This is a genomic window from Sphaerisporangium rufum, from assembly GCF_016863395.1.
GTDB classification, from domain to species: Bacteria; Actinomycetota; Actinomycetes; order Streptosporangiales; family Streptosporangiaceae; genus Sphaerisporangium; species Sphaerisporangium rufum.
Map to the genome: position 1 here is coordinate 1 of NZ_BOOU01000052.1, position 26885 is coordinate 26885.

The following is a 26885-nucleotide window of genomic DNA, read 5'->3' on the forward strand; positions in this document are numbered from 1 at the left end:
GACCGGCGGGCCCCCGCCGGCCGGGCCGCTGACCGCCAACGCCTACCTGGGCGGCCGGCCGGTCGCCGAGGCGCTGCGGCGCGGCGCCGACGTGGTGGTGACCGGCCGGATCACCGACGCGGCCCTGGTCACCGGGCCGGGCATCTGGCGGTTCGGCTGGGGGCCCGGCGACCTGGACGCGCTCGCCGGGTCGGTGGCCGCCGGGCACGTCATCGAGTGCGGCTGCCAGGCCACCGGCGGCAACTACGCCTTCTTCGCCGAGGTCCCCGGCATCGAGCGCTGCGGGTTCCCGATCGCCGAGCTGCACGCCGACGGGTCCAGCGTGATCACCAAGCATCCGGGCACCGGCGGCCGGGTGACGATCGGCACGGTGACCGCGCAACTGCTGTACGAGATCGGCTCGCCGCGGTATCTCGGGCCGGACGTCACCGCCCGCTTCGACACCATCCGGCTGGCCGAGGCGGGCACCGACCGGGTACGGATCAGCGGGGTCCGGGGCGAGCCGCCGCCGGAGACCCTGAAGGTCGCGCTCGGCTATCCGGGCGGGTACCGCAACACCATGACGTTCGTACTGACCGGCCTGGACATCCCGGCCAAGGCCCGGCTGGCCGAGGATGCGGTGTTCGCCCGGGTGCCCCGCGAGACCTTCCGGCAGGTGCACGTGGAGCGGGTCCCCCTCGCCGGCCCCTCCCCCGCCTGGCCGGCGCCCGCGGGACCGGATGACCGGCCGCCGGTCCGGCCGCCGGCGTCCACGGATCCGTCCGGCCCGCCGGCATCCGCCGGCCCCGCGCCCACCGGGGACGCCGCCGCCATGCCGGTCCGGCCGGCGGCGTTCACCGCCCCGTCCGGTCCGCCGGCATCCGCGGGGCCGCCGCCCACCGGATCACCACGGGACGCGGCGGCGATGGCGCTGCTGCGGATCACGGTGCTGGACCCCGACCCGCGCGTCGCGGGCCGGGCGTTCTCCTCGGCCGCGGTGGAGACCGCGCTGGCGAGCTACCCGGGCTGCCACCTGCTCGCCCCGCCGGGTGAGGCCTCGGCCTACGGGGTGTACCGGGCCGCCGCCGTACCGGCCGCCGCGGTACGCGCCGAGGTGTGGCTGGACGGCGAGCGGGTGTGGACCGAGCCCGCCGGGCGGCCCGGCCCTCCGGCGGACGCCCCCGCCGGCCCGCCGCCGGCCACCACCGGCCCGCATCCTGGAGCGGGGCCGGAGCCCGCCGCCGGCCAATCCGCCGGCCGGCCGGCCCCGCTGGCCGGTGGCGGTCTCCGCACCGGCCCGGAATCACCGGCCGGCGCCGGCCCGGAGACCGCCACCGAGGCCGCCCGGGCGCCCGCCGGGCCGGACGCCGCACCGGAGGTGACGGTGCCGCTCGGCGTGCTGGCCGGAGCCCGGTCCGGGGACAAGGGCGGGGACGCCAACCTGGGCGTCTGGGTGCGCACCGCCGAGCACTACGCCTGGCTGTCGGGCTTCCTCACCACCGACCGGCTGCGCGCGCTGCTGCCACGGCTCGGCGACCTGCCGGTGGAGCGGCACGAGCTGCCGAACCTGCTCGCGCTCAACTTCGTGGTGCGCGGCCTGCTCGGCCAGGGCGTCGCGGCGAACCCGGCGCTGGACGCGCAGGCCAAGGCCCTCGGCGAGGAACTGCGCGCCCGCCCGGTCCCCGTCCCCGCCGCCCTGCCGCCCCCGCCGCCCGCCACGGGCTGAACCGGGCATCGCCCGGCGAAAGTGATCAGACGGCGGCCGGCCGAAACGGGCTGCTTCACCCTGCTGAGGAACTGCCGCTCACCCTGGTGCCGCGTCTGTCGGATCTGCGCGACACCGCGTTGGGCCGCGCCCGCTTCGCCGTCCCCGACACGGGACGACGACCCGAGCACTAACCCTCCGCCCGATCTCCGCTCGCCCGCACAAGCCGCGGCCTGCGGTAGTCTCAGCCCTTTCCTTCCCCCTTCACAAGGGACGTGGCCGCAGGACAAGCCGCCCTGCGACCCGAGGCACAGAAAGGGCGAAGCGGACGCATGACGGCTGGCCGATGCACCCACAGCCTCGACATTCGAGACGACGTCGTGGTCAAGCGCTACACCTCCTGGGGACGAGGAGAGCCCCGCCGGGAGTGGGCGGCGCTCAACCTGCTCGCCGAGCACGCGCCCGGCCTCGCGCCCGCACCCGTCGAGGCCGCGCTGGCGGCTCACCCGCCCGTGATCGTGATGAGCAGGCTTCCCGGCCGCGTCCTGCGCGGCGAGAACGCCACCGGCGAGCAGATCACGGCCATGGCCACCGCCTTGAACCGGCTGCATCAGATCCCGGCCCACGTGGTGGACAAGGTCGAGCCCGCCCCATGGGGACCGCCGGCGGCCGTGGATAAGACCCGCGCTTGGGCCGACAAGCAGCCCGACCTCGGCGATGACCCGCTGGTACAGGAGGCGTTGCGCGCTGGATCCGCCTGGCTGGCCTCCACCGCCCCCGACAAGCTGATCAGCAATCCGCGTCCCTCCGTCCTTGGACTGGCGGACGGAAACCGCGCCAACTATCTGTGGGACGAGCACGAACGCCGGGTACGGCTGATCGACTGGGAAGACTCCGGCCGCAGCGACCGGGCGTTCGAGCTCGGCGAGGTCTGCGAGCACATCTCCCGCCTCGACGGCGTCCTGGACGCCGAGCAACTCCTGGCTCACCTCGATCTGCTCCCAGCAGAAACCGAGCGAGTTCGCGATTTCCGCCGCCTGATCGCGCTGGGCTGGTTCCTCCAGCTCGGCCCCGGCGGGCCGGCGGCACCGCACAACCCAGCCGGCACTCTCAAGCGGCAGGCCAAGAGAGTACTGCACCTGCTCAATTGACCAGAGCACAACTGCCCCGCCGCATTGCCCCGCCTGTCTAAAGAAATCGGTCAGCCTTGCGGCGGCAACACCATCACGTCGTACACCTGCTGCAGCTCCTGCGCGACGGCTACCGGCGCATGATCGGCACCCATATATCGCGCGGCGAAAGCGATCAGGCGGCGGCCTGGCCGGCCCGCCTTCCCTTCGGCCACCGCGCGCCCGCATGGATGACGTCCGGTGTCGGCGGCCGGGCCGGCCGCGGTCTCCCCGGCCGCCGCGCGCCCGCGTCGATGACGTCCCGTTAAATGGTTCGACAGGTGGGACGCGGATCAGAAAGCCTGCCGGAATGACACGTACCGATACGCCCGATACCTGGGACGAACGCGCCACGCTGACCACGATGCTCGACTACGTCCGCGCCACCGTGCACGCCAAGTGCGCGGGGGTCTCGGAGCAGGACGCCGCGCGGGCGCCGCTGCCGGGCTCGCCGCTGATGACGATCAAGGGGCTGGTCTCCCACGTGCACTGGGTGGAGTACTCCTGGATCCAGGTGCGCTTCCTCGGCGAGCCGGACCGGGGCCCGTGGACCGACGAGGACCCCGACCGCGAGTTCCGGGTCGCGCTGGACGAACCGCTGGAGCGCCTGCTGGCCGACTACGAGGCCCAGTGCGCCCGCTACCGGGAGCTGGTCGCGGCCACCGACCTGGACGCCCTGGCCAAGGAGCCGCTGCGCGACGGCCGGCACGCCACGCTGCGCTGGATCCTGCACCACCTGGTCGAGGAGACCGCCCGGCACAACGGCCACCTGGACATCCTGCGCGAGATCGTCGACGGCGTCACCGGCGACTGACGCCGGCCGTTCCGCCGCTCAGCCGGCGGGGAAGGCGGCGCGGGGCAGCCCGACCTCGCGGGCGGCGGCGACCCGGGCGTGCTCCAGGATGCGGGCGCGGCTGAGCACCGAGGGGTGCAGCGTGTACCGGATGATCAGGCCGTCCAGCATGCCGTCCAGCCGCTCGGCGGCGCCGCGCGGATCGTCGCAGCTGAACTCCCCGGTCGCGGTGCCGGCCCGGACGACCTCCTCGACCGCGCCGATCCAGGCGGTCTCCAGCTCCAGCAGGTTCTGCTGGACGACCGTCTCGCGCAGTCCGGCGGCGAAGGCGTCGATCCACAGGATCCAGCTCTGGTCGGCGCGCGAGCCCGGGATGTAGAAGCGGAGCACCCGGTCCAGCCGCTCGACGGCGGGCCCGGTGCCACCGACCAGCTCGCGCAGCCGGGCGACCTCGCCGTCGACGGTCGCCCGGAGCATCGCGTTGATCAGCTCGTCCTTGGTGGCGAAGTGGTAGTGGATCAGACCGCCGCTGACGTTGGTCGCCCGGGCGATGTCGGCCACCCTCGTGCTGGACATGCCGCGTTCCAGGACCACCCGGCGGGCTGCCGCCAGCAGCTCGGCCCGGCGCTGGTCGGCCTGGTCGGCCCGGCTGCCCCGGGCGCCGTCGGCCGCGCCCTCCACCCTGCCCACGGCGTTGATCCTACCTCCGCCGGCGAGCCGGTCCACCGTGCCGGCCGGGGCGGGCCCGGCCGGCACGGGGCCCGCGCGGCTCACCGGCCGAGGGCGGTCTGCAGGTCCATCACGTGGTCCTGCGTCTGCTGCAGCAGCGGGCGCAGCGCCTCGGCCACGTCGGGCAGCCCCAGCTCCATGGCCTGGGTCACCCGCTCCCGGTAGCGGCGCAGCTGCTCCTCCTCCAGCTCCAGGTCCTGGGCCAGCGCCGCCGCGCCGTCCGGCACGCTCGGGATCTCCGGCACCGAGACCGACGGGACGCCGCCCAGGAAGGCGATCTGCCCGGCCAGCGTCGTCGCGTGGTTCAGCTCCTGGCCGAGATGGGCCTTCAGCTCCTCGATGAGGCTCTGGTACTCGGCACCGGTGATCGTCGCGGTGTGCTGCGTGTACTGCACGATCGAGCGGTACTCGCTCTCCAGGTCCTCGTTGAGGAGCGCGACGAAACTCTGCTGGTCCACGTCCGACCTTCCTTTCCTGTCCTGTCCTGCACGTCCGAGGTCCCGCGTCCTACCCCGGATCCGGGCCCCGATACCGCCGCGACCAGGAGTTCCCTCTCAGCCGGGATGCCGGCCGGCCGGGCGGGGGTCCGGGCGGCCGGGGAGGGTGAGGCGGGCGACGGCGCCGCCGCCGGGGGCGTTGGCCAGGGTGACCCGGCCGCCGGCGTCCCGGACGGCCTGGGCGACGATGGCCAGGCCGAGCCCGGAGCCGGGCATGCTGCGGGCGGTGGAGGAACGCCAGAACCGCTCGAACACCTGCGGCAGCTCCTCCTCGGGGATCCCGGGGCCGTGGTCGCGCACGGTCAGCTCGCCCCGGCGCAGCCGCACGGTGACGGTGCCGCCGGGCGGGCTGAACTTGACCGCGTTGTCCAGCAGGTTGACCACCGCCCGCTCCAGCGCCTGCTCGCGGCCGTCGACGTACCAGGGCGTGGTCTCGGCGGCTAGGCGCACGTCACCGGCCCGCAGCCGGACCCGGTCGGCGGCGGCGGCGACGATCTCGTGGAACGGCAGGCCGGCCACCGGCTCCTCGCCCCCGGACACCCGGGACAGTTCCAGCAGGTCGCCGATCAGGCTGGACATCTCGGCCATCTGTGCCTTGACGCTGCCCAGCAGCCGGGTGCGGGCGCCCGGGTCCAGCGACCGGCCGGAGTTCTCGCTGTGCAGCAGCAGGTCGATGTTGGCGCGCAGGCTGGTCAGCGGGGTGCGCAGCTCGTGCCCGGCGTCCCCGATGAGCTGCCGCTGGCGCTCGCGGGAGCCGGCCAGCGCGGCGGTCATCGCGTTGAACGAGGCGCTCAGCCGGGCGATCTCGTCCTCGCCCTCGACCGGGATGCGGGTGTCCAGGTCCTCGGTGCGGGTGATGTGCTCGACGGCGCCGGTCAGCCGGCGGATCGGGCGCAGCGCCGCGCCGGAGATGACCCGGCCGGCCGCCGCGGCGCCGAGCACGCCGAGCGCGGTGACCACGCCCAGCAGCAGGGCCAGGCCGCGCAGCGCGCCCTCGACCTCGGCCGTCGAGCGGGAGACGCTGACCGCCACCCCCGGGCCGACGTTCACGGTGAGCACCCGGACCGGCTCCCCGGCGTCGGTCGTCCCGTCGCGCAGCCGCCGCCCGCCCGGCGTGGTGGTGATCGGCAGGTCGGCCGGGGCGACCTTGACCGCCTCCCAGCCCTGGGCGCAGCGGACGCCGTCGGCGGTGACGATCTGCTGCAGGCGCAGGAACGGCCCGGGACTGCTGTCACCGGTGGGGTCGGCCGAGCACTCCCGCTGGATCATCTGGGCGATCCGGGCGTCCACCGGCGGCTGCTGCAGCGACTCGTCCAGCTTGCGCCACAGCTCGTCGCGGACCAGAAGCCAGCAGAGGCCGGCGCAGACCGCGATCGCCACGGTGACCGCGGCCGCCACCAGCAGGGTGATCCGCGACCGCAGCGATCCGCCGCCGGGCGGCATCAGGCCGGGGCCCGCAGCACGTACCCGACGCCGCGCACGGTGTGGACGAGCCGGGGGGCGCCGCCGGCCTCGGTCTTGCGGCGCAGGTACATGACGTACACGTCGAGGGAATTGGAGGAGGGCTCGAAGTCGAACCCCCACACCTCGCTGAGGATCTGCTCGCGGGTGAGCACCTGGCGGGGATGGCTGAGGAACAGCTCCAGCAGGAGGTATTCGGTGCGGGTGAGCTCCAGCGGCCGGCCGTCCCGGGTGACCTCCCGGGTGGCCGGGTCCATGCGCAACCCGGCGTGGGCGAGCACGCCGGTGCCGCCGACCGGGGCCGACCGGCCGCCGCGCCGCAGCAGGGCCCGCACCCGGGCGAACAGCTCGTCCAGCTCGAACGGCTTGACCAGGTAGTCGTCGGCGCCGGCGTCCAGCCCGGAGACCCGGTCGCCCACGGCGTCGCGGGCGGTGAGCATGAGCACCGGCACCGCGTCGCCGGCCGCGCGCAGCCGGCGGCAGGCGGTCAGCCCGTCCAGCCGGGGCATCATGACGTCCAGCACCACCAGGTCGTACCGTTCCCGGCCGAGCTCCTCCAGCGCCTCGGCGCCGTCGCGGGCCAGCACGACCTGGTGACCCTCGAACTCCAGGCTGCTCTGCAGGGCCTCGCGCAGCGCCGGCTCGTCGTCGACCACCAGCAGCCGGGCGGGGCGGCCCTCCGTCGTCACGCTCACGCCCTCACGGTATGCCGCCGAGATGAGAGGACGCTTAGCGCGGCCGGCCGCCGGCCAGCACGGCCATGGCCGCGTTGTGGCCGGGGATGCCGCTGACCCCGCCGCCGCGCCGGGCGCCGGCCCCGCACAGCAGGACGCGCGGATGCCGGGTCTCCACGCCCCAGCGGCCGGCCTCGGCCGGGTCCTCGGCGAACGGCCAGGCCAGGTCGCGGTGGAAGATGTGCCCGCCGGGCAGCCCGGCCTCGCGCTCCAGGTCGACCGGCGTGCGGGCCTCCACGCACGGCGTGCCGTCGGGGGCGCGCAGCAGGCAGTCCTCGATCGGCTCGGCGAGCACGGAGTTCATGGAGGCGAAGGTGGCGGCCAGCGCCGCGTCCCGGGCGCCGCCGGGGTCGTCGCGGAACAGCCGGGCAGGCATGTGCAGGCCGAACAGCGTCATGGTGTGCGCGCCGGACTCCCACAGCTCCGTCCCGAGGATGGAGGGGTCGGTGAGCGAGTGGCAGTACACCTCGGCCGGCGGCAGGCCGGGGATCACGCCGGCGGCGGCCTGCCGGTAGGCGAGGTCGAGCTGGTCGCGCCGCTCGTTGATGTGGAAGGTGCCGCTGAACGCCTGCGCCTGGTCCACCGGCACGTCGCGCAGCCGGGGCAGCCGGGACAGCACCATGTTGACCTTCAGCTGGGCGCCTTCCGGCACCGGGCCGGCGGGCTCGCCGAGCAGCCGGGAGAGCACGGCGGGCGGGGCGTTGACCAGCACGTGGTCGCCGGTGACGGTGTGCTCGCCGCCGGCGGCGTCCTGGAAGGCGACCTCGCCGCCGGGGTCCACCGCGCGGACCTCCATGCCGGTGCGGATGTCGGCGCCGGCGTCCCGGGCTGCGGCGGCCAGCGCGCCGGTGACCGCGCCCATGCCGCCGACCGGGACGTTCCACTCGCCGGTGCCGTCCCCGACGACGTGGTAGAGCAGGCACCGGTTGGCGCGCAGGTCGGTCTCGGGGTCGGCGAAGGTGCCGATCAGCGCGTCGGTCAGCACCACGCCGCGCACGGTCTCGTCGGCGAACCGCTCGGCCACGGCCTGGCCGACCGGCCGTTCGAACAGGTCGCGCCAGGTCTCGGCGTCGGCGACCACCTCGTCGCGCATCGCCGCCCGGTCGCGCAGCGGTTCCAGCAGGGTGGGGGCGATCCGCCCGGCCAGCCGGGAGGTCATGGCGTAGAAGCGTTCCCAGGCGGCGTGGTCGTGGCCGCCGCCGGTGACCCGGGCGAAGGAGGCGGCGGTGCGGGCCGGGTCCGCGTTGTCCACCAGCAGGCCGGTGTCCCCGGCGGGGGTGTAGGAGGCGTAGCGGCGGCGGCGCAGCTCCAGCCGCAGCCCCAGGTCTGAGATGATCTTGCGGGGCAGCAGGCTGACCAGGTACGAATAGCGGGAGAGGCGGGCCGGCACCCCGGGGAACGCCTCGGCCGACACCGCGAGGCCGCCCGGGTGCGGGCGCCGCTCCAGCACCAGCACCCGGCGGCCGGCGCGCGCCAGGTAGCCGGCGGCGACCAGGCCGTTGTGCCCGGCGCCCACGATGACGGCGTCGTAGTGCGAACGGGGCATGACCCGGCCTCCCAACTCGGACAGTACGGTTATACGGCGCATGTAGCGGCAATCCTGGAGCGTACCGACGGAGAGGACGCGGAGCGAGAATGCAGACGACCGGCCCCGGCCAGCCGATCATCCAGCCGTCGGAGGAGGTGGCCGCGGCGCTCGCCGCCGGCGCCCCGGTGGTCGCGCTGGAGAGCACGATCATCGCGCACGGCCTGCCCCGGCCGCGCAACCTCGCCGTCGCGGCCGAGCTGGAGGACCTGGTCCGCGCGGCCGGCGCGGTGCCGGCCACCATCGCCGTGCTGGACGGGGTGGCCCGGGTGGGCCTGGACGCGGGCGCGCTGGAGCGGGTGGCCGGCGAGACGGCCATGCGCAAGCTCGGGCAGCGCGACCTGCCCGCCGCCGTGGCGCTGCGGGCCGACGGCGCCACCACCGTCTCGGCCACCGCCTTCCTCGCCGCCCGCGCCGGCATCCGGGTCTTCGCCACCGGCGGCCTCGGCGGCGTGCACCGGGACTGGCCGGCCGCCCAGGACGAGTCCGCCGACCTGGACACCCTCGCCCGCACCCGGATCACCGTGGTGTGCGCCGGGGTGAAGTCCATCCTCGACGTCCCGGCCACCCTCCAGCGGCTGGAGACCCGCGGCGTGGCGGTGGCCGGCTACCGGACCGGCACCTTTCCCGGCTTCTACCTGCACTCCTCCGGCCTGCCGGTCGACTGGCGGATCGACGACCCCGAGCAGGCCGCCGCCGTGATGCGCGCCCAGGACGGCCTGGGCGGCCCGGCGTCGGCGTTCATCGTGGCCAACCCGGTGCCCGAGGACGAGCAACTCGACCCTGACCTGCACGACCGGGTGCTGGCCGAGGCGCTGGCCGAGGCCGGCCGCCAGGGCGTCACCGGCCAGGCGATCACCCCGTTCCTGCTGGACCAACTGGTCCGCGGCACCGGCGGCGCCTCGCTCGAGGCGAACCTGGCCGCCGTGCGCGGCAATGTCCGCCTGGCCGGGCGGATCGCCGCCGCCTTCGCCGGCGGCGCGGCGGGCTGAGTGGGCGCCCTGCTGGTGATCGGGGACGTCGTCACCGACGTGGTCGCCCGGCACCGGGCGCCCGTGGTGGCCGGCGCCGACGCCGCCGCCGAGATCGCGGTCCGCCCGGGCGGGTCGGGCGCCAACACCGCCTGCTGGGCCGCGCACCTGGGCGCCGACACCCGCCTGCTCGCCCGGGCCGGCCAGGACAGCGGCGCCTGGCACGCCGCCGAGCTGCGGGCCTGCGGCGCCCGCCCGTACCTGCGCCTGGATCCGGCCCGCCGCACCGCGGTGGTGATCGCGATGGTGGACGCCACCGGCGAGCGGTCGATGCTCACCGACCGCGGCGCGGGCGGGCGCATCGGACCGGACGACTGGGACGAGAGCCTGCTGGACGGCGTCGCCCACCTGCACCTGTCCGGGTACACCATGTTCGCCGGGCCCGGCCTGGAGCTGGCCCGGCTGGCGCTGCGCGCCGCGGCCCGCCGCGGCGCGCGGATCAGCGTGGACCCCGCCTCGGCCGGCTTCCTGGCCGGATTCGGACCGGCACGGTTCCTGCGGGAGACCGCGGCCGCCTCCATCATCGTCCCGAACGAGGACGAGGCGCGGGTCCTCACCGGCCGGGACGGCGCCGAGGCGGCCGCGGCGGAGCTCAGCGCCCGGTACGGCACCGCGGTGGTCAAGCTGGGGGCGCGCGGGGCGATCCTGGCCCGGGACGGCCGAGTACGCGATCATGCACCCGCCGCCGCCGCGCGGGTCGTAGACTCGACGGGCGCCGGAGACGCCTTCGCCGCCGGGTTCCTCACCACCCTGCTGGCAGGCGGATCCGCCCGCTCGGCGCTGGCGGCCGGATGCCTGGCCGGGGCCGCGGCGGTCACCCGCCTGGGCGGGCGCCCGCCGGTGACCGCGGTGTTCTCCGGAGATGGCAGCAGTTGATAGCCTCCGGCGTAAGCTGCACCATTAGCAACATGCGTCACACTCGGGAGGATGCGGTCAGCCGATGGACGCCGATTCAATGATCTGCCTGAGCGACCTGGTCCCGGTCCTGCGCTGGAGCCGCCCTCAGCAGATCGCCGAAGTGCTCGCCGACCCGCGCCTCCCGGGTGGCTGGTGGGCGTCGGTCGCGCTGAGTCGCGCCATGGGCACCACCGGTGTCGACTGGGTGTGCGACCGCCTGTCCCGGCTGGCCGTCAGCCGGTGGGACCACCTGGCGCTCATGGACGTGCTGCCCGCCCTGCACGTGCACGCGGTGGATCCGAACCTGACCGGCTGGCCGGAACCGGCCCGCTCGACGATCAACGGCCTGGGCGGCTGGCAGCGCCTGCGCCGGCTCAGCGCCGCCGACCTGCGCGCGGTGCCGCCGTCCGCCGAAGTGATCATAACCGCGGTGTTCCGCGAGGTGCTCGGCCGGGTGCCCGCCGTCTCGGCGCCGCGGGCGCCGGTCACCGCCCCGCACCCGGCGCTGCCGCGGCCGGCCGCGCCCCCCGCCGCGCCCCCCACCGCGCCCCCCGCCGTGCCGCCCCCCGGCCCCGGCGCCACCGGCTCCTTCCCCGCCATACCCGGCGCCGGCCCCGCCGCCCCGGGCGCGTTCCGCGCCGGCCCGGGCGCCGGGCCGCTCGGGCCCACGACCTCCGGGCCGTTCGCCGCCACGCCCGGCGCCGGCGCGCCGCCGGCCCGGCCCGCGCCGCCGGCGCCGCCGGTGTCGGACAACCCGCTGGTCCGGCTGGTGGACGCGGTGTTCCGCGAGTGGACGCCGCTGGAGCGCGCGGTGGCCATCGAGCGGCTGTTCGCCGAGGAGCCGATCAGCCTGCGCGCGCTCGCCCACGAGTTGCACGTGGAGCGGGAGGTGCTCTCCCAGGCGCAGCGGGCGGCCGAGGAGCGGGTGCTGAACTGGCTGCGCTCGCCGGAGTCCACCGCGGTGACCGGGCACCTGTTCCGGCTCACCGAGTGGCTGGGCGTCGCCGCCACCGAGGAGCAGCTGATCGCGGCCGACCCGGCCCACCCCATCGAGGTGCCCTCGCTCGGCACCCCGCTGTGGCGGGTGCTGGTCGCGCTGATGCGCGACCGCCGGTTGCAGGACGGCTGGCTGGTCGTCGGGGACATCGCCCGGCTGCGCGAGCGCACCGTCGCGGTGCTCGGCGGGCGCACCTCCGGCGAGGACGCCGTGGAGCTGCTCACCCAGATCGGCATCCGCGCCCACTCCGCGCAGGCGTGGATCGACGCGCTGCCCAAGGCGGCCGCGCAGCGCCCGCCGGACCCGGCCACCACCACCGGCGGGTTCACCCCGCTGCCCCGCCGCACCCCGGGCGCCAACGGCCACCAGGTCCGCGGCGGGGTGCCCATCCCGTCGGTCGCCGACCAGCTGCCGGACGCGCGGACCGCGCTGGCCGCGCTGACCGCGCTGTCCGGCCCGCCCCGGCCGCACCTGGTGCCCGAGCCGCGGGCGGCCGGCCGCTCGCCGGTGCCGGGGCCGGCGTCCGACCCGCGCCGCTGGCAGCGCATCGACGTGACCAGCGAGCACCTGCGCGGCGAGCCGGTGCCGGTGCCGGAGGGGTACGCCACCCAGCTCGGCATGCGGCCGGGCACGCTGCTGTCGGTCACCGGGCCGGGCGAGAACGCCGTGGTGCTGGTGTGGCGGGACCGCCAGCCGGTGTTCGACTCGCTGCAACCGGTGCTCATGCGGCTGAACGCCCGCCCGGGCGACTCGGTCTACGTGACGGTGGACGGCTACCGGCTGGACGCCCAGCTGACCACCTGAGCGATCAGGGCCGCGGCTCGACGGGATTCAGCACCTTGCGGTAGAAGGTGGCCGACGACTCGTACTGCAGGGCCTGGTAGAACTCCGGGGCCCGGCGGGTGGCCAGCCCGATGTACCCGGCGTTCCGGGACCGCGCCCACACCTCGAACTCCTCCAGCAGCGCCCGGCCGAGCCCGCGGCGGCGGAACCCGTGCTGGGTCATCGCCTCCTCCACCCAGGCCACGTGGCCGTTGGCGAACAGCGTCAGGTGCACGAAGCCGAGCAGGTAGCCCCGCACGTCACCGCCCACGGTCGCCACCAGCAGCCGGGCGTCGCGGTTGTCGATTAGCGCCGGGAAGGCGGCCTCGAAGGCGGCCCGCTCGGGCCGGAACGACAGGGCGAACTCGCGGGCCAGCCCGAAGATCTCCTCGGCGTCCGTCTTCTCGGCCCTCCGCACCAGGAGATCATCAGAAGTCATGGCTAGGACTTTAGGTAGTGGACGTGGCATTCGTCCATCCGGGGTACCCCTGACCGGCGTCAGGGCGGGCCGGCGAAGCGCAGGTCGCCGCCGAGCTGCACGCCGAGCTCCAGCTGGTCGTAGTAGAGGCGGTGGCTGGCGATCAGGCCGTCCTCCACGGTCGACAGGCTGCACGCGCGCACCGCGATCGGCCGGCCGGTGGCCGGGACGATCTCCCCGCCCGCGACCAGCAGCGGGCCCTCGTGGGTGCCGGTGATGATGAACTCGGCCGCCAGCGTGTCGTGGTAGACCCCGACGGTCTGCGGGGTCACGATCGTGTCGGGGAACGCCTCCATGAACACCCCGTAGTAGGAGGCGATCTCGTCCCGATCCTCGGCGATGCCGTCCGGCGAGACCAGCACGGCCCGCTCGCCGAAGCTGCGGGCCAGGGCGACCAGGTCATGCCGGTTGTAGGCCTCGCGCAGCCGTTCGACGGCCTCTCGAGGGTCGGTCATCGAGGTCCCCCTCCCCGGTCGGCGGGCCGGCCGTCCGGGGCCACCGGGCGCACGACCTCACGCTTTTTCACGATAGCGCAGGTCAGCGCCGGTGCTCGCCGCTCGGTGCCGGGCGGCCCGCGCTCAGGCGGGCATGCCCAGCTGGCGGGCGATCAGCATGCGCTGGACCTCGCTGGTGCCCTCGCCGATCTCCAGGATCTTGGCGTCCCGGTAGAACCGGCCGACCGGGAACTCGTTCATGAAGCCGTAGCCACCGAAGATCTGGGTGGCGTCCCGGGCGTTGTCCATCGCCGCGTTGGACGACACGAGCTTGGCGATGGCCGCCTCCTTCTTGAAGGGCTCGCCCGCGAGCATCTTCTCCGCGGCGTGGTAGTAGGCCAGCCGGGCGGTGTGCGCGCGCGTCTCCATGTCGGCGACCTTGAACTGGATCGCCTGGTATTCGCCGATCTTCCGGCCGAACGCCTGCCGTTCCTTGACGTACCGCAGGCACTCGTCGACGCAGCCCTGGGCGAGCCCGACCGACAGGGCGGCGATGGCGATCCGCCCCTCGTCCAGGGTCTGCAGGAACTGCGCGTAGCCGCGCCCGCGCTCGCCGAGGAGGTTCGCCGCCGGCACCCGGCAGTCGGTGAACGACAGCTCGCGGGTGTCGGAGGCCGACCAGCCGACCTTGGAGTACTTCCGCGAGACGGTGAACCCGGGCGTGCCGGCCGGCACGATGATCGTGCTGATCTCCGGTACGTCCCGCCCGGCGGCGTTGACCCGCCGCCCGGTGACCGCCGCCACCGCGACGAACCCGGTGATGTCGGTGCCGGAGTTGGTGATGAACGCCTTGGATCCGTTGATCACCCACTCCTCGCCGTCCAGGGTGGCCGTGGTGCGCATCCCGCCGGGCACGTCCGAGCCGCCGCCCGGCTCGGTGAGGCCGAAGGCGCCGAGCCGCTCGCCGCTCGCCAGCCGCGGCAGCCACTCGGCCTTCTGCCCGGCCGAGCCGAACCGGTACAGCGGCATCGCGCCGAGCGAGACGCCGGCCTCCAGGGTGATCGCCACCGAGGAGTCGACCCGGGCCAGCTCCTCCAGCGCCAGGCACAGCGCGAAGTAGTCGCCGCCCATGCCGCCGTACTCCTCGGGGATCGGCAGCCCGAACAGCCCCATCCGCCCCATCTGGGTGACCAGGTCGTAGGGGAACTCCTCGCGCTCGTAGTAACCGCCGATCACCGGGGCGACCACGTCGCGGGCGAACTCCTCGACGGTCTTGCGCAGGGCCTCGTACTCGTCGTCGAGCCGGTGCATGATGTCACTCCTTGGTTTCGGCAGCTGCCGCGGACAGGGCCTGGACGACCCGGGACGGGCTCGGACGGCCGAGCCGCCCGGCCAGCCAGGCGCTGGTGGCCGCCAGGGACGGCAGGTCCACGCCGGTCTCCACGCCGAGACCGGACAGCATCCAGACCAGGTCCTCGGTGGCCAGGTTGCCGGTGGCGCTGCGAGCGTAGGGGCACCCGCCGATGCCGCCCGCCGAGGCGTCCACCTCGGTCACCCCGCCGCGCAGCGCGGCCAGGGTGTTGACCAGCGCCTGCCCGTAGGTGTCGTGGAAGTGCACCGCCAGCCGCTCGGGCCCGACGCCGGCCGCGGCGAAGGCGGCCAGCAGCGCGGTGACGTGCCCGGGGGTGCCGACGCCGATCGTGTCGCCCAGCGACAGCCGGTGGCAGCCGAGGTCGAGCAGCCGCACGCCGGCCGCGACCACCTGGCCGACCGGCACCGGCCCCTCCCAGGGGTCGCCGAAGCACATCGACAGGTAGGCGCGGACCGCCACCCCGCTGTCCCGGGCCCGGGCGACGACCGGGGCGAACATCTCCATCGACTCGGCGACCGTGCGGTTGAGGTTGCGCCGGGCGAAGGTCTCGGTGGCGCTGCCGAAGATCGCGATGTCGGTGACGCCCAGGGCCAGCGCCCGGGACAGGCCGCGCTCGTTGGGCACCAGCACCGGGTACCGGACGCCCGGCGCGCGGTCCATCGTGGCCAGCAGCTCCTCGGCGTCGGCCAGCTGCGGCACCCATTTCGGGTGCACGAAGCTGGTCGCCTCGATCGTGGTGAGCCCAGCGGCGGCCAGCCGGGCCACCAGCTCGGCCTTGACCTCCACCGGAACGATCGCCGCCTCGTTCTGCAGGCCGTCGCGCGGGCCGACCTCGTAGATCGTCACCCGCTCCGGCAGCCCGTCCAGCGGGAACTCCTGCGGCGCGCGCATCATGATCCTTCCGTTCCGGCGGACCCGGCGGGCTCGCCGGCCTCGGCGTCGGCGCGGACGACGGCGAGCGGCTCGTCCATCTCGACCGGCCGGCCGGCCCGCACCGGCAGCTCGGCGACCACGCCGTCCACCGGGGCGGTCACGGTGTGCTCCATCTTCATGGCCTCCACGACCAGCAGCGGCTGGCCGGTGGTGACCCGGTCGCCCGGGTTGACCTTGACCAGCAGCACGGTGCCCGGCATCGGGCTGCGCACCACGCCGTCGCCGGCCGTTCCGGCTCCGGGACGGTCGCCGGGGTCGCCGGGGCGGTGCGGGGTCACCGCCCACGCCTCGCCGTCGCGGCCCAGCCAGACGGTCTCGCCGGTCACCGCGCAGTACAGCCGGGTGGTCCGGCCGTCCAGGGTGACCAGCGCCTCGCCGTCGCCGCCGGCCAGCGCGGCGGCGCGCGGCGGCCCGTCACCGAGCGCGACCTCGGCCCGCCCGGCCGTGCCGCGCACGCCGACCGCGGCGCTCTCGCCGCGCACGGCGAGCAGCCAGGTGGTCCAGGCGGGCTCGCCGATCCGCCACCCGTCCGGCACGTCCCACGGGTCGTCGCCGGCCCGGGCGGCCAGGCCGTCCTGCATGACCAGCGCGGCGGCGGCGAGCACGTCGTCGGGGACCGGGCCGTGCGCGGCGGCGAGCAGGGCGTCCAGCCGCCGGTCGATCAGCCCGGTGCCGAGCCGGCCGGCGGCCACGTCGGGGTCGGCGAGCAGGGCGCGCAGGAAGGCGATGTTGGTGGTCACGCCGAGCACGGCGGTGGCCCGCAGCGCCGCGTCCAGCCGGCGCAGCGCGGCCGGCCGGTCCGGGGCCCAGGCGACCACCTTGGCGATCATCGGGTCGTAGTCGCTGCCGACCACGCCGCCGGCCGCCACCCCGGCGTCCACCCGCACCCCGTCGCCGCCGGCCGGGTGGCCGAAGGCCAGCACCCGCCCGCCGGTGGGCAGGAACCCGCGTGCCGGGTCCTCGGCATAGACGCGGGCCTCCACGGCGTGACCGCGCAGCCGCACGTCGGCCTGGGCGATGGGCAGCGGCTCGCCGGCCGCCACCCGCAGCTGCAGCTCCACCAGGTCCAGCCCGGTGACCATCTCGGTGACCGGGTGCTCGACCTGCAGCCGGGTGTTCATCTCGATGAAGTACGCCGGGTGGCCGGCCTGGCCGCCGGAGACGATGAACTCGACGGTGCCCGCGCCCACGTAGCCGACCGACCGGGCGGCGCGCACCGCGTCCTCGCCCATCCGGCGCCGGGTCTCCTCGTCCAGCAGCGGGGACGGCGCCTCCTCGATGATCTTCTGGTGCCGGCGCTGCAGGCTGCACTCGCGCTCGCCGAGATGGATCACGTTGCCGTGCGCGTCCGCCATGACCTGGATCTCGATGTGCCGGGGGTCGGGCACGAACCGCTCGACCAGCAGGGTGCCGTCGCCGAACGCCGCGGTGGCGGTGCGGCGGGCCGATTCCACCGCGGCGGCCATCTCCCCGGCCGAGCGCACCACCAGCATGCCCTTGCCGCCGCCGCCGGCGGCCGGCTTGAGCAGCACCGGGAAGCCGATCCGCCCGGCGGCCTCGGCCAGGTCGTCGGCGGGCTCGGCGCCGCCGGGCACGACCGGCACGCCGGCCGCGGCGACCGTCTCCTTGGCCCGGATCTTGTCGCCCATCGCCTCGATCGCCCCGGCCGGCGGCCCGACGAAGACCAGCCCGGCCGCCGCGCACAGCTCGGCGAACCCGGCGTTCTCCGCCAGGAAGCCGTAACCCGGGTGCACGGCCCGGGCACCGGTCTCGGTGGCGGCCCGCACGACGGCCGCGCCGTCCAGGTAGCCGGTGGCCAGCCGGACCGCCACGTCGGCGGCGCGGACGTGCGGCGCCCCGGCGTCGGCGTCGCTGTACACCGCGACGGACCGGACGCCGAGCCGGCGCAGGGTGCGGATGACGCGGAGCGCGATCTCGCCCCGGTTGGCGACAAGTACCGTGTCGAACATGATCACATCCGGAAGACGCCGTAGCCGGCGGGGTCGAGCGGCGCGTTGGCCGCCGCGGACAGGGCCAGGCCGAGCACCGTGCGGGTGTCCAGCGGGTCGATCACACCGTCGTCCCACAGCCGGGCGGTGGAGTAGTACGGGTTGCCCTGCTCCTCGTACCTCTCGCGGATCGCCCGCTTGAACTCCGCCTCGTCGCCGGCGCCGGCCGGGCGCACGGTGGCGAGCACGTTGGCGGCCTGCTCGCCGCCCATGACCGAGATGCGGGCGTTCGGCCACATCCACAGGAAGCGGGGCGAGTAGGCGCGGCCGGACATGGCGTAGTTGCCGGCGCCGAAGGACCCGCCGACGACCACGGTGAACTTGGGGACCCGGGCGCAGGACACCGCGGTGACCATCTTGGCGCCGTGCTTGGCGATGCCGCCGGACTCGTAGGCCCGGCCGACCATGAACCCGCTGATGTTCTGCAGGAAGACCAGCGGGATCCGGCGCTGGTCGCACAGCTCGACGAAGTGGGCGCCCTTGAGCGCCGACTCGCTGAACAGGATGCCGTTGTTGGCCACGATGCCGACCGGGTGGCCGTGCAGGTGGGCGAAGCCGGTGACCAGCGTGTGGCCGTACTCGGCCTTGAACTCCAGGAACCGGCTGCCGTCGACCAGCCGGCCGATCACCTCGCGCACGTCGTAGGGGGTGCGGGTGTCGGCGGGCACGATGCCGTACAGGTCGCGCGGGTCGTGCGCCGGCTCGGCCGGCCGGGCGCGCTCCCAGGGGGCGGCGGCGCGTGGCGCGAGGGTGGCGACGATGTCACGGACGATGGCCAGGGCGTGCGCGTCGTCCTCGGCCAGGTGGTCGGTGACGCCGCTGACCCGGGCGTGCACGTCGCCGCCGCCGAGCTCCTCGGCGGTGACCTCCTCGCCGGTGGCGGCCTTCACCAGCGGCGGACCGCCCAGAAAGATCGTGCCCTGGCCGCGCACGATGACCGCCTCGTCGCTCATCGCGGGCACATAGGCGCCGCCCGCGGTGCACGAGCCCAGCACCGCGGCGATCTGCGGGATGCCACGCCGGGACATGGTGGCCTGGTTGTAGAAGATCCGGCCGAAGTGCTCGCGGTCGGGGAAGACCTCGTCCTGCAGCGGCAGGAAGGCCCCGCCGGAGTCGACCAGGTAGACGCACGGCAGGTGGTTGTGAAGGGCGACCTCCTGGGCGCGCAGATGCTTCTTGACGGTGAGCGGGTAGTAGGTGCCGCCCTTGACCGTCGCGTCGTTGGCCACGATCACGCACTCGCGGCCGGCGACCCGCCCGACGCCGGTGATGATGCCGGCGGCCGGGGCGTCCCCGCCGTACAGGCCGGTGGCGGCCAGCGGTGACAGCTCAAGGAAGCGCGAGCCGGGGTCGAGCAGCGCGCCGACCCGGTCGCGGGGCAGCAGCTTGCCGCGCTCGACGTGCCGGGCACGGGACCGCTCGGGACCGCCGAGCGCCGCGACGGCGAGCCGCTCGCGCAGGTCCGCGGCCAGCGCCTCGTTGACCTCCGCGTTGCGCTTGAACTCCTCGCCGGCCGGGCTCACCGCCGTCCGGAGCACCGGGGCCATGGCGCACACCTCCCACGGTTAACGACCGCTAACTACGCTGCCGATGTTAGTCATCATTAACGAATTCGTCTACCATTGCCGCTCATGACGGTCGTCCGGAGTCCTGCCCGCGCGCCGAGCCCGCGCCGGCGGGCCATCTTGGACGCCGCGGCCGGGCTGTTCGCCGCCCGCGGCTTCCACGGCACGCCGATCGAGGAGATCGGCGCGGCGGTGGGCATCTCCGGCCCGGCGCTCTACCGGCACTTCCCCGGCAAGGAGGCCCTGCTCGCCGAGATGCTGCTGGACGTGAGCGAGCGGCTGCGCGCGGCGGGCGACGAGCGGGTCACCCGGGCGGCCGGACCGCAGGAGGCGCTGGACGCGCTGATCCGCGGGCAGATCGACTTCGCGCTGGACCACCCGGCGCTGATCACCGTGCACGACCGGGAGCTCGGCAACGTGCCCGAGCCGTCCCGCCGGCAGGTCCGCCGGCTGCAGCGGCTGTACGTGGAGGAGTGGGTCACCGTGCTGGCCGAGCTGTACCCCGGCGCGCCGCCGCCCCGGCTGCGCGCCGCGACGCACGCGGTCTTCGGCCTGCTCAACTCGACCCCGCACAGCGCCGGCGAGCTGCCCCGGGAGGCGATGGCCGTGCTGCTGCACGGCATGGCCCGGGCCGCACTGGCCACCATGGTTAACCAAGACTAACAATCGCCTGCCTCACGGGGCCGGTCCGCCGCCGGCGGGCCGGCCCTTCCTGTTGCGGGAATTGTTCATAGAAATATCTAGATATATCTTCATTGTGGATGGCGCCGGTGATCGGTGGCCGCCCGGACGGCGGTCGCGGGCGCCCGGAGGAGATGATGGAGCCGAGGAGGCGACGTGAGCGGAGCGGACGTCCCCGCCATCGCGGTGCGGGGGTTGCGCAAGAACTACGGTGAGGTCGAGGCCGTGCGCGGCATCGACGTCGAGGTGCGCCAGGGCGAGGTCTTCGGGTTCCTCGGGCCGAACGGCGCCGGCAAGACCACCACCATCGGCATGCTGTGCACGCTGGTCCGGCCCACCGGCGGCTCGGCCGCCGTGGCCGGCCACGACGTCGTCCGGGAACGCCACGAGGTCCGGCGCAACATCGGGCTGGTGTTCCAGGATCCCACGCTGGACGGATACCTGTCGGCCGAGCAGAACCTCCGCTTCCACGCCGAGCTGTACGGCGTGCCGAAGGCGACGGTGCCGGGCCGGATCCGCGAGGTCATGGAGATGGTCGCGCTGTGGGACCGCCGGGACGCCAAGGTGCTCACCTTCTCCGGCGGCATGAAGCGCCGGCTGGAGATCGCCCGCGGCCTGCTGCACTCCCCGCGCGTGCTGTTCCTGGACGAGCCGACCGTCGGGCTGGACCCGCAGACCAGGGCGGCGATCTGGGGGTACATCGACCGGCTGCGCCGCGCCGAGGACATCACCATCTTCATGACCACCCACTACATGGAGGAGGCCGAGTATTGCGACCGCATCGCGATCATCGATCACGGTGAGATCGTGGTGGTCGGCTCCCCCGAGGCGCTGAAGGCCGGGGTGGGCGAGGACCGGGTGCAGATCCACACCGCCGACGACGACGCGGCCATCGCCGCGCTCCATGAGCGGTTCGGCCTGCCCGCCACGGTCCGCGAGGGCGCGGTGACCTTCGCGGTCGCCTCCGGCGAGGAGTTCGTGCCCGCACTGTTCGCCCGGCTCGGCGTGCCGATCCGGGCGGTGAGCGTGTCACGCCCGTCACTCGACGACGTGTTCATGAAGTACACCGGTTCCACGATCCGGGACGCCGAGGCCGAGAGCGCCACGGCGAACTGGGCCCGGATGATGGCCAGGAGGTAGCCGATGGCATCCGGTGTCACCGCCCCCGGGGTGGCCGGGGTCCGCGTGCCGGGCCGCGGCGTCCGGCACGACCTGCGCGCGGTCAAGATCGTGCTGCACCGCGAGCTGCTGCGCTTCGCCAACGACCGGACCCGGCTGGTCTCCACGCTGTTCCAGCCGGTGCTGTGGCTGTTCGTGATCGGCACCGGCCTCGGCGGCCTGGTGGCCCGCGGGCCCGCCCAGGGAGTGGACTTCCGCACCTTCATCTATCCCGGCGTGATCGCGATGACGGTGATCACGACCGCGATGTTCTCCGCCGGGTCGATCGTCTGGGACCGGGAGTTCGGCTTCCTTCGCGAGATGCTGGTCGCCCCGGTGAGCCGGGCGTCGATCGTGCTCGGCAAGTGCCTGGGCGGCGGGCTGGTCGCGACCGTGCAGGGCTGCGTCATCCTCGCCATGGCCGGCCTGGTGCACGTCCCCTATTCGCCGGGACTGCTGCTGACCCTGCTCGGCGAGATGTTCCTCGCGGCGTTCACCATCACCGCGTTCGGCGTCAGCCTGGCCGCCCGGATGAAGACCATGCAGTCGTTCTTCGGGGTGATGCAGATGGCCATCATGCCGATGATCTTCCTGTCCGGCGCGGTGTTCCCGCTGGCCGGCCTGCCCGGCTGGCTCGGCGCGCTCACCAAGGTCAACCCGCTCACCTACGTCGTCGACCCGATGCGTCACGCGGTCTTCACCCACCTGGCGGTCAGCCCGGCGGCCGCCCGGACGCTCAACCCGGGGGTGCACTGGTTCGGCCACCGGGTGCCGATCGGCCTCGAACTCGGCATCGTGGCGCTGATGGGCGTGGCACTGCTCGGCGTCGCCATCGCGCAGTTCCGCCGGTCGGACTGACGGCGGCGGCCGCGCCGGACGATGCCGGCGCGGCCGCGGTGGGCACTCTTTCGCCCGCGTTACCGGTACGGGTTGCCCGGGCCGGGCGGCGGCGGGGTGCCGGGCGGGACCGGCGTGCCGGGCGGCGGCGGGGTCTGCGGGCCCGGGCCGGTGGGCGTGGTCGGCGAGTACGGCGGATAGTGCGGCTGGCCGGGCCGGTTCCAGGTCTGGCCGTACGGCCAGTACGGGTAACCATACGGCGGGTAGTACGGGTAGCCGTAGGGATAGCCGTACGGCGGGTAGCCGCCGATCCGCACGCAGTCGTACTGCGGGCACGGCCGGGTGAAGCACTGCTTGGGCCGGTAGACGCAGCGGTAGCCCGGCGGGCACCAGCGGCCGGCGCACCATTCCGCGCTGCAGTTCGTGGCCGGCGCGCTGCGCGCCGGCGGCGCCGCCCGGTGCCCCCCGCCCGCGGCGTCCGCCGCGGCGGCCGGTCCGGCCAGCGACAGCCCGGCCAGGACGGCCGCGGCGGCCAAGGTCGTACGCATCAACATGATCTCCCCCGAGTTCTCGTCGATCCGGCCCGCCGGAACGGCGTCCGCGGCGTGGCCGGGCGCCCTGCGCGGGGCGCGGCTGATCACGAGCCTGCCTGGATCATCTCAACCGGGGCACGGGGGGAGCCGGCGCGCCGGGCATGGGTCGGCCCAGGAAACGGTAAGGGCGGCGGCCGTCGTGCGCGCCGCCGCCCCGTCCCGGCCGGGCAGGCCGGGACCCGATGGATCAGCCGCCGGTCACCGGCGGACCTTCACGTGGTCGGCGTAGCTCGCCGCCGGCCCCGCCGCGCGGTCACCGGCGAAGCGGACCTGCCAGTGGCCGGAGTGCCAGGCCTTCACCTTGGCGAGGAAGGCCCCCGACCGGCCGGTGGTGGTCGTCTTGACGTACTCCCAGGTGCTCCGGCCGGAGCGCTTGAAGTACAGCGCCACCTTCTCGTACCCGTTGGACGCCCAGGAGCCGTGCTCCCGGACCTGCAGCACGCCCCGGGCGGTGACGTACCGGCCGTACTTCACCGGCTCGGGGGAGGCGTTGAACCGGATGATCCGGCTGTCGGCCCGGCCGCGGCGCACGTCGACCTGGTCGCTGTCGCTGACCGCCTTGTGCGCCCGGGAGGAGCCGTCGTACTCGGCCCGCCACCAGCCGGCGGCCTTGGCCGTCACCCGGGCGGTGAAGTGCCCGCGGCCGTCGGTGTAGGCACGCGCGACGCGCTCGTAGCCGGCGGCGCCGCGGGCCCGGAAGGCGATGTGCACCTTCTGCCGCGGGTAGGCGTGCCACCCGCCGGAGCCGTCGATCACCAGCCGGCCGTCGAGGGTCAGCGTGCCGCCGCGGCGCACCGGCTCGGGCGAGGCGTTGAAGCCCCGGATGTCGGTGTCGCGCACCTGCCGGACCTGGAACCACCGCTCACCGATGGCGGTGCCGACCACGCTGGTCGCCTTGGAGGTGACCTTCCACCGGCCGGCGGCGTCGGCGCGGGTGAAGGTGCGGGCGCCCGCCCACTTCTGCTCGCCGCCCTCCTCGCCGGTCTTGGCCGCCGCGACGTCCACCCTGGAACCGTCCGGCCCCCGCAGGGTGATCCCGGCGGTGGTCGCGCCGCCCTCCACCTCGAAGGTGAAGGTCACCCGCGTGCCATCCGCGTCGTCGACCACGACCACTGGTGGGTCGACCTCGGGAGGTGTCACTGAGGGACCATCAAGGGCTCCGGCCGCCGTCGCGGGCGCGACCGCCAGGGTGAATGCCCCGGCGCCCACCGCCATCGCCACGACGGCGGCCCTAAAGCGTTGGAACACGGGTTTACCGTCCTTCCCGTCGCTTGGACGCGGCGTTGAGGGTGCCACGTCATGTCATTAAAGAAGACGTCAGGAAACGTCCAGTGGTTGTGATTTCTGACGAACTGTCATTTACCTTTGTCAAGTAGATGGCCGTCTCAGGACCCGCCGACTTGCCGCAACAGGGGGACGGGCCGTGGCGGTGGCGACATAATCGGCGTTGTGGCCCGCGATGCAGTCGAGACGCACTTCGCCGAGTCGGTCGCCGCGCTCGTCCCCGGCCGGCCGCGCGATCCAGGCCTGCCGGTGCGGCCGGACACGACGCTGACCGGCGCCCGCTGCCGGGAACTGTTCGAGATCCAGCTCGCCAGCCGGCTGCTGGACGTCGCGGCCCGCTGGCTGCGCGAGCAGGGTGAGGGCTTCTACACGATCGGCTCGGCCGGGCACGAGGGCAACGCCGCCGTCGCGGCCGCGCTGCGCCCGACCGACCCGGCCCTGCCGCACTACCGGTCCGGCGCCTTCTACCTCGCCCGGTCGGCGCAGGCCGGCCGGCTCGCCGAGGAGGGCCTGCGCGACGTGCTGCTCGGCCTGGCCGCCGCCGCCGAGGAACCGATCGCCGGCGGCCGGCACAAGGTCTTCGGCCATCCGGACCTGGCGGTCATCCCGCAGACCTCGACGGTGGCCAGCCACCTGCCCCGCGCGGCCGGCGTCGCCTTCGCCATCGAGCGGGCCCGCAAGCTCGGCGTCGATGCGGCCTGGCCGGCCGGGTCGGTGGTGATGTGCGGCTTCGGCGACGCCTCCGCCAACCACGCCACCGCGCTGACCGGCCTCAACACCGCCGCCTACGCCGCCTACCAGGGCCTGCCGCTGCCGGTGCTGTTCGTCTGCGAGGACAACGGCATCGGCATCAGCGTGCGCACCCCGCCGGGATGGGTGGCCGCCGCCGCCCACCCGCTGCTCCCCCGGTTCGAGGCCGACGGCTGCGACCTGGCCGGCGCCTACGACACCGCCGCCCGCGCGGTGGCGCACGTCCGTGCCCGCCGCGCCCCCGCGCTGCTGCACCTGCGCACCGTCCGGCTGATGGGACACGCGGGCTCGGACGTGGAGGCGGCCTACCGCACGCCGCGCGAGATCGCCGCCGACCTGGCCCGCGACCCGCTGGTCGCCACCGCCGCGCTGCTGGTGCACGGCGGCCTCGCCACGCCCGACGAGATCCTCACCCGGTACGAGACGCTGCGCGAGCACGTCCTGAAGCTGGCCCTGGAGTGCACCCGGCGACCCCGGCTGCGGTCGGCGGCCGAGGTCATGGCGCCGCTCGCGCCGCGCCGGCCCGCACGGGTCGCCGCCGAGGCCGCCCGCTTCTCCCTGGACCGGACCCCGCCCGGCGAGGCGCCGCCGGAGCAGCAGGGGCCGCTGACCCTCGCCCAGGCGATCAACCGCACGCTCGCCGACATCCTGGCCGCGCACCCCGAGGCGCTGGTCTTCGGCGAGGACGTCGGCCGCAAGGGCGGAGTGTACGGCGTCACCCGCGGCCTGCTGAAGCGGTTCGGCGCCGGGCGGGTGTTCGACACCATGCTCGACGAGCAGGCCCTGCTCGGGCTGGCGCTCGGCGCCGGAGTGGCCGGCCTGCTGCCCATCCCGGAGATCCAGTACCTGGCCTACCTGCACAACGCGCTGGACCAGCTGCGCGGCGAGGCGGCCAGCCTGCCGTTCTTCTCCCAGGGCGCCTACCGCAACCCCATGGTCGTCCGGGTGGCCGGTTACGCCTACCAGCAGGGGTTCGGCGGCCACTTCCACAACGACAACTCCGTCGCCGCGCTGCGCGACATCCCGGGGCTGGTGATCGCCTCCCCGGCCCGGCCGGACGACGCCGCCGCGATGCTGCGCACCTGCGTCGCCGCGGCGCGCGCCGACGGCACGGTGTCGGTGTTCATGGAGCCGATCGCGCTCTACCACACCCGCGACCTGGTGGACGACGGCGACAACGGGTGGCTCGCCCCCTACGTGCCGCCGGCCCGCTGGGCCGAGACGCACGTGCCGATCGGCCGCGCCCGCGCCTACGGCGACGGCCGCGACCTCACCATCGTCAGCTTCGGCAACGGCCTGCGGATGAGCCTGCGCGCCGCGATCCGGCTGACCGCCGAGGGATACGGCTGCCGGGTGCTCGACCTGCGCTGGCTGGCGCCGCTGCCGGTGGAGGACCTGCTGCAGGCCGCCGAGCTGACCGGCCGGGTGCTGATCGCCGACGAGACCCGCGCCTCCGGCGGCGTGTCGGAGGGCGTGCTGGCCGCGCTGAACGACAGCGGGTTCACCGGCACGGTGGCCCGGGTGACGTCCCGGGACAGCTTCGTCCCGCTCGGCGACGCCGCCGCGCACGTCCTGCTGTCCGAGGCGGAGATCGAGAAGGCGGCCCGCCGGCTGCTCGGCTGACCGCCGCCCCGCCGCCCGGCCGGCGGCGGGCGGCGACGACCGGTCAACGGCGACGCCGACCAGGAGTGCGCCCGATCATGATCGCGCCCGCCTGGGATCGCGGCCATCAGGAGCGGCGGCGGTGCTGGATCGCGGGCGCCAGGGACGGCGGCCGCTCAGGGGCGGCGGCCGGTCAGGGCCAGCGTCCGGGTCTGCGGGTCGGCGTCGTCCGGCACCGGGACCGGCGCGCCGAACAACCCGCTCTTCTCCAGCTCGCCCGCCATCGGCGCCAGGTACCCCAGCACCTCGCCCATCAGCACCGGGTCCACCCGGTCGTCCACGCCCAGGCCGCGGGCCAGGTCCCAGGCGTGCACCGCCAGGTCGGCCGTCATCTCCATGCAGTACCGGCGGGCCTTCACCGTCCCGGACGACAGCCGGACGTCCCGGTCCAGCGCGCCCGGCTCGGCCAGCGCGCGCTGCGCCGCCGCCGCGGCGTCGGTCCAGGCGCCCACCGGGTCGCCGCCCAGCCGGTCGCCGTCGAACCGGTCCCCGACGTCGGACACCGTCGCCCCGGCCAGCAGCGGCGGCACCCACAACTGCTCGACCACCAGATGGTTCACCAGCTCGCGTACGGTCCAGTCCGCGCACGGCGTCGGGGCGTCCCAGTGCGCCTCGTCGATCATCGAGACCCGCAGGCCGAACTCGTCCATGGCCATGGCGTGCAGTTCAAGTGTGCGATCTTCCATACCGTCGGCCTACCCCGAAAGGCGCGCCCGTCCCGTGGCGCCGA

The 26885-nt window shown here is 74.9% G+C and carries 25 protein-coding genes; 10 read left to right on the forward strand and 15 right to left on the reverse strand.

What is annotated here, in order from left to right; translation table 11 throughout:
• Positions 1-1705: acyclic terpene utilization AtuA family protein (locus tag Sru01_RS35695; protein ID WP_239137524.1), on the forward strand; the 1705-nt coding region annotated here is incomplete at its 5' end.
• A 311-nt stretch (positions 1706-2016) separates the two neighbouring features.
• On the forward strand, positions 2017-2835 hold the full coding sequence (locus tag Sru01_RS18060; RefSeq protein WP_203987237.1) for an aminoglycoside phosphotransferase family protein: 819 nt from the start codon (positions 2017-2019) through the stop codon (positions 2833-2835).
• 50 nt (positions 2836-2885) lie between these two features.
• Here the strand turns inward: Sru01_RS18060 and Sru01_RS18065 are convergent, their stop codons facing one another.
• On the reverse strand, positions 2886-3029 hold the full coding sequence (locus tag Sru01_RS18065) for a hypothetical protein (protein ID WP_203987240.1): 144 nt from the start codon (positions 3027-3029) through the stop codon (positions 2886-2888).
• A gap of 134 nt (positions 3030-3163) precedes the next feature.
• Here Sru01_RS18065 and Sru01_RS18070 point away from each other — a divergent pair, with 134 nt between their 5' ends.
• The gene (locus Sru01_RS18070) at positions 3164-3667 is read left to right on the forward strand and encodes a DinB family protein (protein WP_203987243.1); all 504 of its coding nucleotides are present in this window, start codon (positions 3164-3166) and stop codon (positions 3665-3667) included.
• An 18-nt stretch (positions 3668-3685) separates the two neighbouring features.
• On the opposite strand, the gene Sru01_RS18075 is transcribed toward Sru01_RS18070, so the two are convergent.
• The 5 genes from Sru01_RS18075 to Sru01_RS18095 all read right to left on the reverse strand — a co-directional run bounded on the left by Sru01_RS18075 (position 3686) and on the right by Sru01_RS18095 (position 8613).
• On the reverse strand, positions 3686-4336 hold the full coding sequence (locus tag Sru01_RS18075; RefSeq protein ID WP_203987246.1) for a TetR/AcrR family transcriptional regulator: 651 nt from the start codon (positions 4334-4336) through the stop codon (positions 3686-3688).
• 80 nt (positions 4337-4416) lie between these two features.
• Positions 4417-4833 (reverse strand): ferritin-like domain-containing protein, encoded by a 417-nt coding sequence (locus Sru01_RS18080; protein WP_203987249.1) that lies wholly within the window; start codon positions 4831-4833, stop codon positions 4417-4419.
• A 96-nt stretch (positions 4834-4929) separates the two neighbouring features.
• Positions 4930-6315, reverse strand: a complete 1386-nt coding sequence (locus Sru01_RS18085) for a HAMP domain-containing sensor histidine kinase (RefSeq protein WP_203987252.1) — start codon at positions 6313-6315, stop codon at positions 4930-4932.
• Positions 6315-7028 (reverse strand): response regulator transcription factor, encoded by a 714-nt coding sequence (locus tag Sru01_RS18090; protein WP_275412183.1) that lies wholly within the window; start codon positions 7026-7028, stop codon positions 6315-6317. The genes Sru01_RS18085 and Sru01_RS18090 overlap by 1 nt, the downstream gene beginning before the upstream one ends.
• 34 nt (positions 7029-7062) lie before the next feature.
• Entirely contained in the window at positions 7063-8613 is a 1551-nt protein-coding gene (locus tag Sru01_RS18095; RefSeq protein ID WP_203987255.1) for a phytoene desaturase family protein, read from the reverse strand.
• 89 nt (positions 8614-8702) lie between these two features.
• On the opposite strand from Sru01_RS18095, the gene Sru01_RS18100 reads away from it, so the two are divergent.
• From Sru01_RS18100 to Sru01_RS18110, 3 genes are all read left to right on the forward strand, one after another.
• Positions 8703-9644, forward strand: coding sequence for a pseudouridine-5'-phosphate glycosidase (locus Sru01_RS18100; protein ID WP_203987258.1), 942 nt, complete (start codon positions 8703-8705; stop codon positions 9642-9644).
• On the forward strand, positions 9645-10559 hold the full coding sequence (locus Sru01_RS18105) for a carbohydrate kinase family protein (RefSeq protein ID WP_203987261.1): 915 nt from the start codon (positions 9645-9647) through the stop codon (positions 10557-10559). It abuts the gene before it with no gap.
• Between the two features lie 64 nt (positions 10560-10623).
• Positions 10624-12381, forward strand: a complete 1758-nt coding sequence (locus Sru01_RS18110; protein WP_203987264.1) for a hypothetical protein — start codon at positions 10624-10626, stop codon at positions 12379-12381.
• Positions 12382-12385: 4 nt separating this feature from the next.
• On the opposite strand, the gene Sru01_RS18115 is transcribed toward Sru01_RS18110, so the two are convergent.
• The 6 genes from Sru01_RS18115 to Sru01_RS18140 all read right to left on the reverse strand — a co-directional run bounded on the left by Sru01_RS18115 (position 12386) and on the right by Sru01_RS18140 (position 19163).
• Entirely contained in the window at positions 12386-12838 is a 453-nt protein-coding gene (locus Sru01_RS18115; protein WP_203987281.1) for a GNAT family N-acetyltransferase, read from the reverse strand.
• Positions 12839-12897: 59 nt separating this feature from the next.
• Complete coding sequence (locus tag Sru01_RS18120; RefSeq protein ID WP_203987297.1) at positions 12898-13332, reverse strand: ester cyclase; 435 nt, start codon at positions 13330-13332, stop codon at positions 12898-12900.
• Positions 13333-13455: 123 nt separating this feature from the next.
• Entirely contained in the window at positions 13456-14622 is a 1167-nt protein-coding gene (locus Sru01_RS18125) for an acyl-CoA dehydrogenase family protein (protein WP_203987314.1), read from the reverse strand.
• A 4-nt stretch (positions 14623-14626) separates the two neighbouring features.
• Complete coding sequence (locus tag Sru01_RS18130; RefSeq protein WP_239137525.1) at positions 14627-15577, reverse strand: hydroxymethylglutaryl-CoA lyase; 951 nt, start codon at positions 15575-15577, stop codon at positions 14627-14629.
• Positions 15574-17586, reverse strand: a complete 2013-nt coding sequence (locus Sru01_RS18135) for an ATP-binding protein (RefSeq protein WP_203987330.1) — start codon at positions 17584-17586, stop codon at positions 15574-15576. Before Sru01_RS18135 ends, Sru01_RS18130 begins: the two co-directional genes overlap by 4 nt.
• Before the next feature lie 2 nt (positions 17587-17588).
• Entirely contained in the window at positions 17589-19163 is a 1575-nt protein-coding gene (locus Sru01_RS18140; protein WP_445009383.1) for a carboxyl transferase domain-containing protein, read from the reverse strand.
• Between the two features lie 93 nt (positions 19164-19256).
• Here Sru01_RS18140 and Sru01_RS18145 point away from each other — a divergent pair, with 93 nt between their 5' ends.
• From Sru01_RS18145 to Sru01_RS18155, 3 genes are all read left to right on the forward strand, one after another.
• A complete protein-coding gene (locus tag Sru01_RS18145; protein ID WP_203987336.1) occupies positions 19257-19853 on the forward strand; it encodes an SACE_7040 family transcriptional regulator in 597 nt (198 codons plus the stop codon).
• 174 nt (positions 19854-20027) lie between these two features.
• Positions 20028-21011 carry an ATP-binding cassette domain-containing protein gene (locus Sru01_RS18150; protein WP_203987346.1) on the forward strand — a complete coding sequence of 328 codons (984 nt, stop codon included), beginning with the start codon at positions 20028-20030 and terminating at the stop codon, positions 21009-21011.
• A gap of 3 nt (positions 21012-21014) precedes the next feature.
• Entirely contained in the window at positions 21015-21887 is an 873-nt protein-coding gene (locus Sru01_RS18155; protein ID WP_203987361.1) for an ABC transporter permease, read from the forward strand.
• A 59-nt stretch (positions 21888-21946) separates the two neighbouring features.
• On the opposite strand, the gene Sru01_RS18160 is transcribed toward Sru01_RS18155, so the two are convergent.
• Complete coding sequence (locus tag Sru01_RS18160; protein ID WP_203987364.1) at positions 21947-22414, reverse strand: hypothetical protein; 468 nt, start codon at positions 22412-22414, stop codon at positions 21947-21949.
• A 243-nt stretch (positions 22415-22657) separates the two neighbouring features.
• Complete coding sequence (locus Sru01_RS18165) at positions 22658-23599, reverse strand: hypothetical protein (RefSeq protein ID WP_203987367.1); 942 nt, start codon at positions 23597-23599, stop codon at positions 22658-22660.
• 309 nt (positions 23600-23908) lie between these two features.
• Between Sru01_RS18165 and Sru01_RS18170 the strand changes: the two genes are divergently transcribed.
• Complete coding sequence (locus Sru01_RS18170) at positions 23909-26116, forward strand: thiamine pyrophosphate-dependent enzyme (RefSeq protein ID WP_203987370.1); 2208 nt, start codon at positions 23909-23911, stop codon at positions 26114-26116.
• Between the two features lie 155 nt (positions 26117-26271).
• On the opposite strand, the gene Sru01_RS18175 is transcribed toward Sru01_RS18170, so the two are convergent.
• Positions 26272-26841: a TIGR03086 family metal-binding protein gene (locus tag Sru01_RS18175; RefSeq protein WP_203987375.1), complete on the reverse strand. Its 570-nt coding sequence runs from the start codon at positions 26839-26841 to the stop codon at positions 26272-26274.
• Positions 26842-26885: the final 44 nt, after the last annotated feature.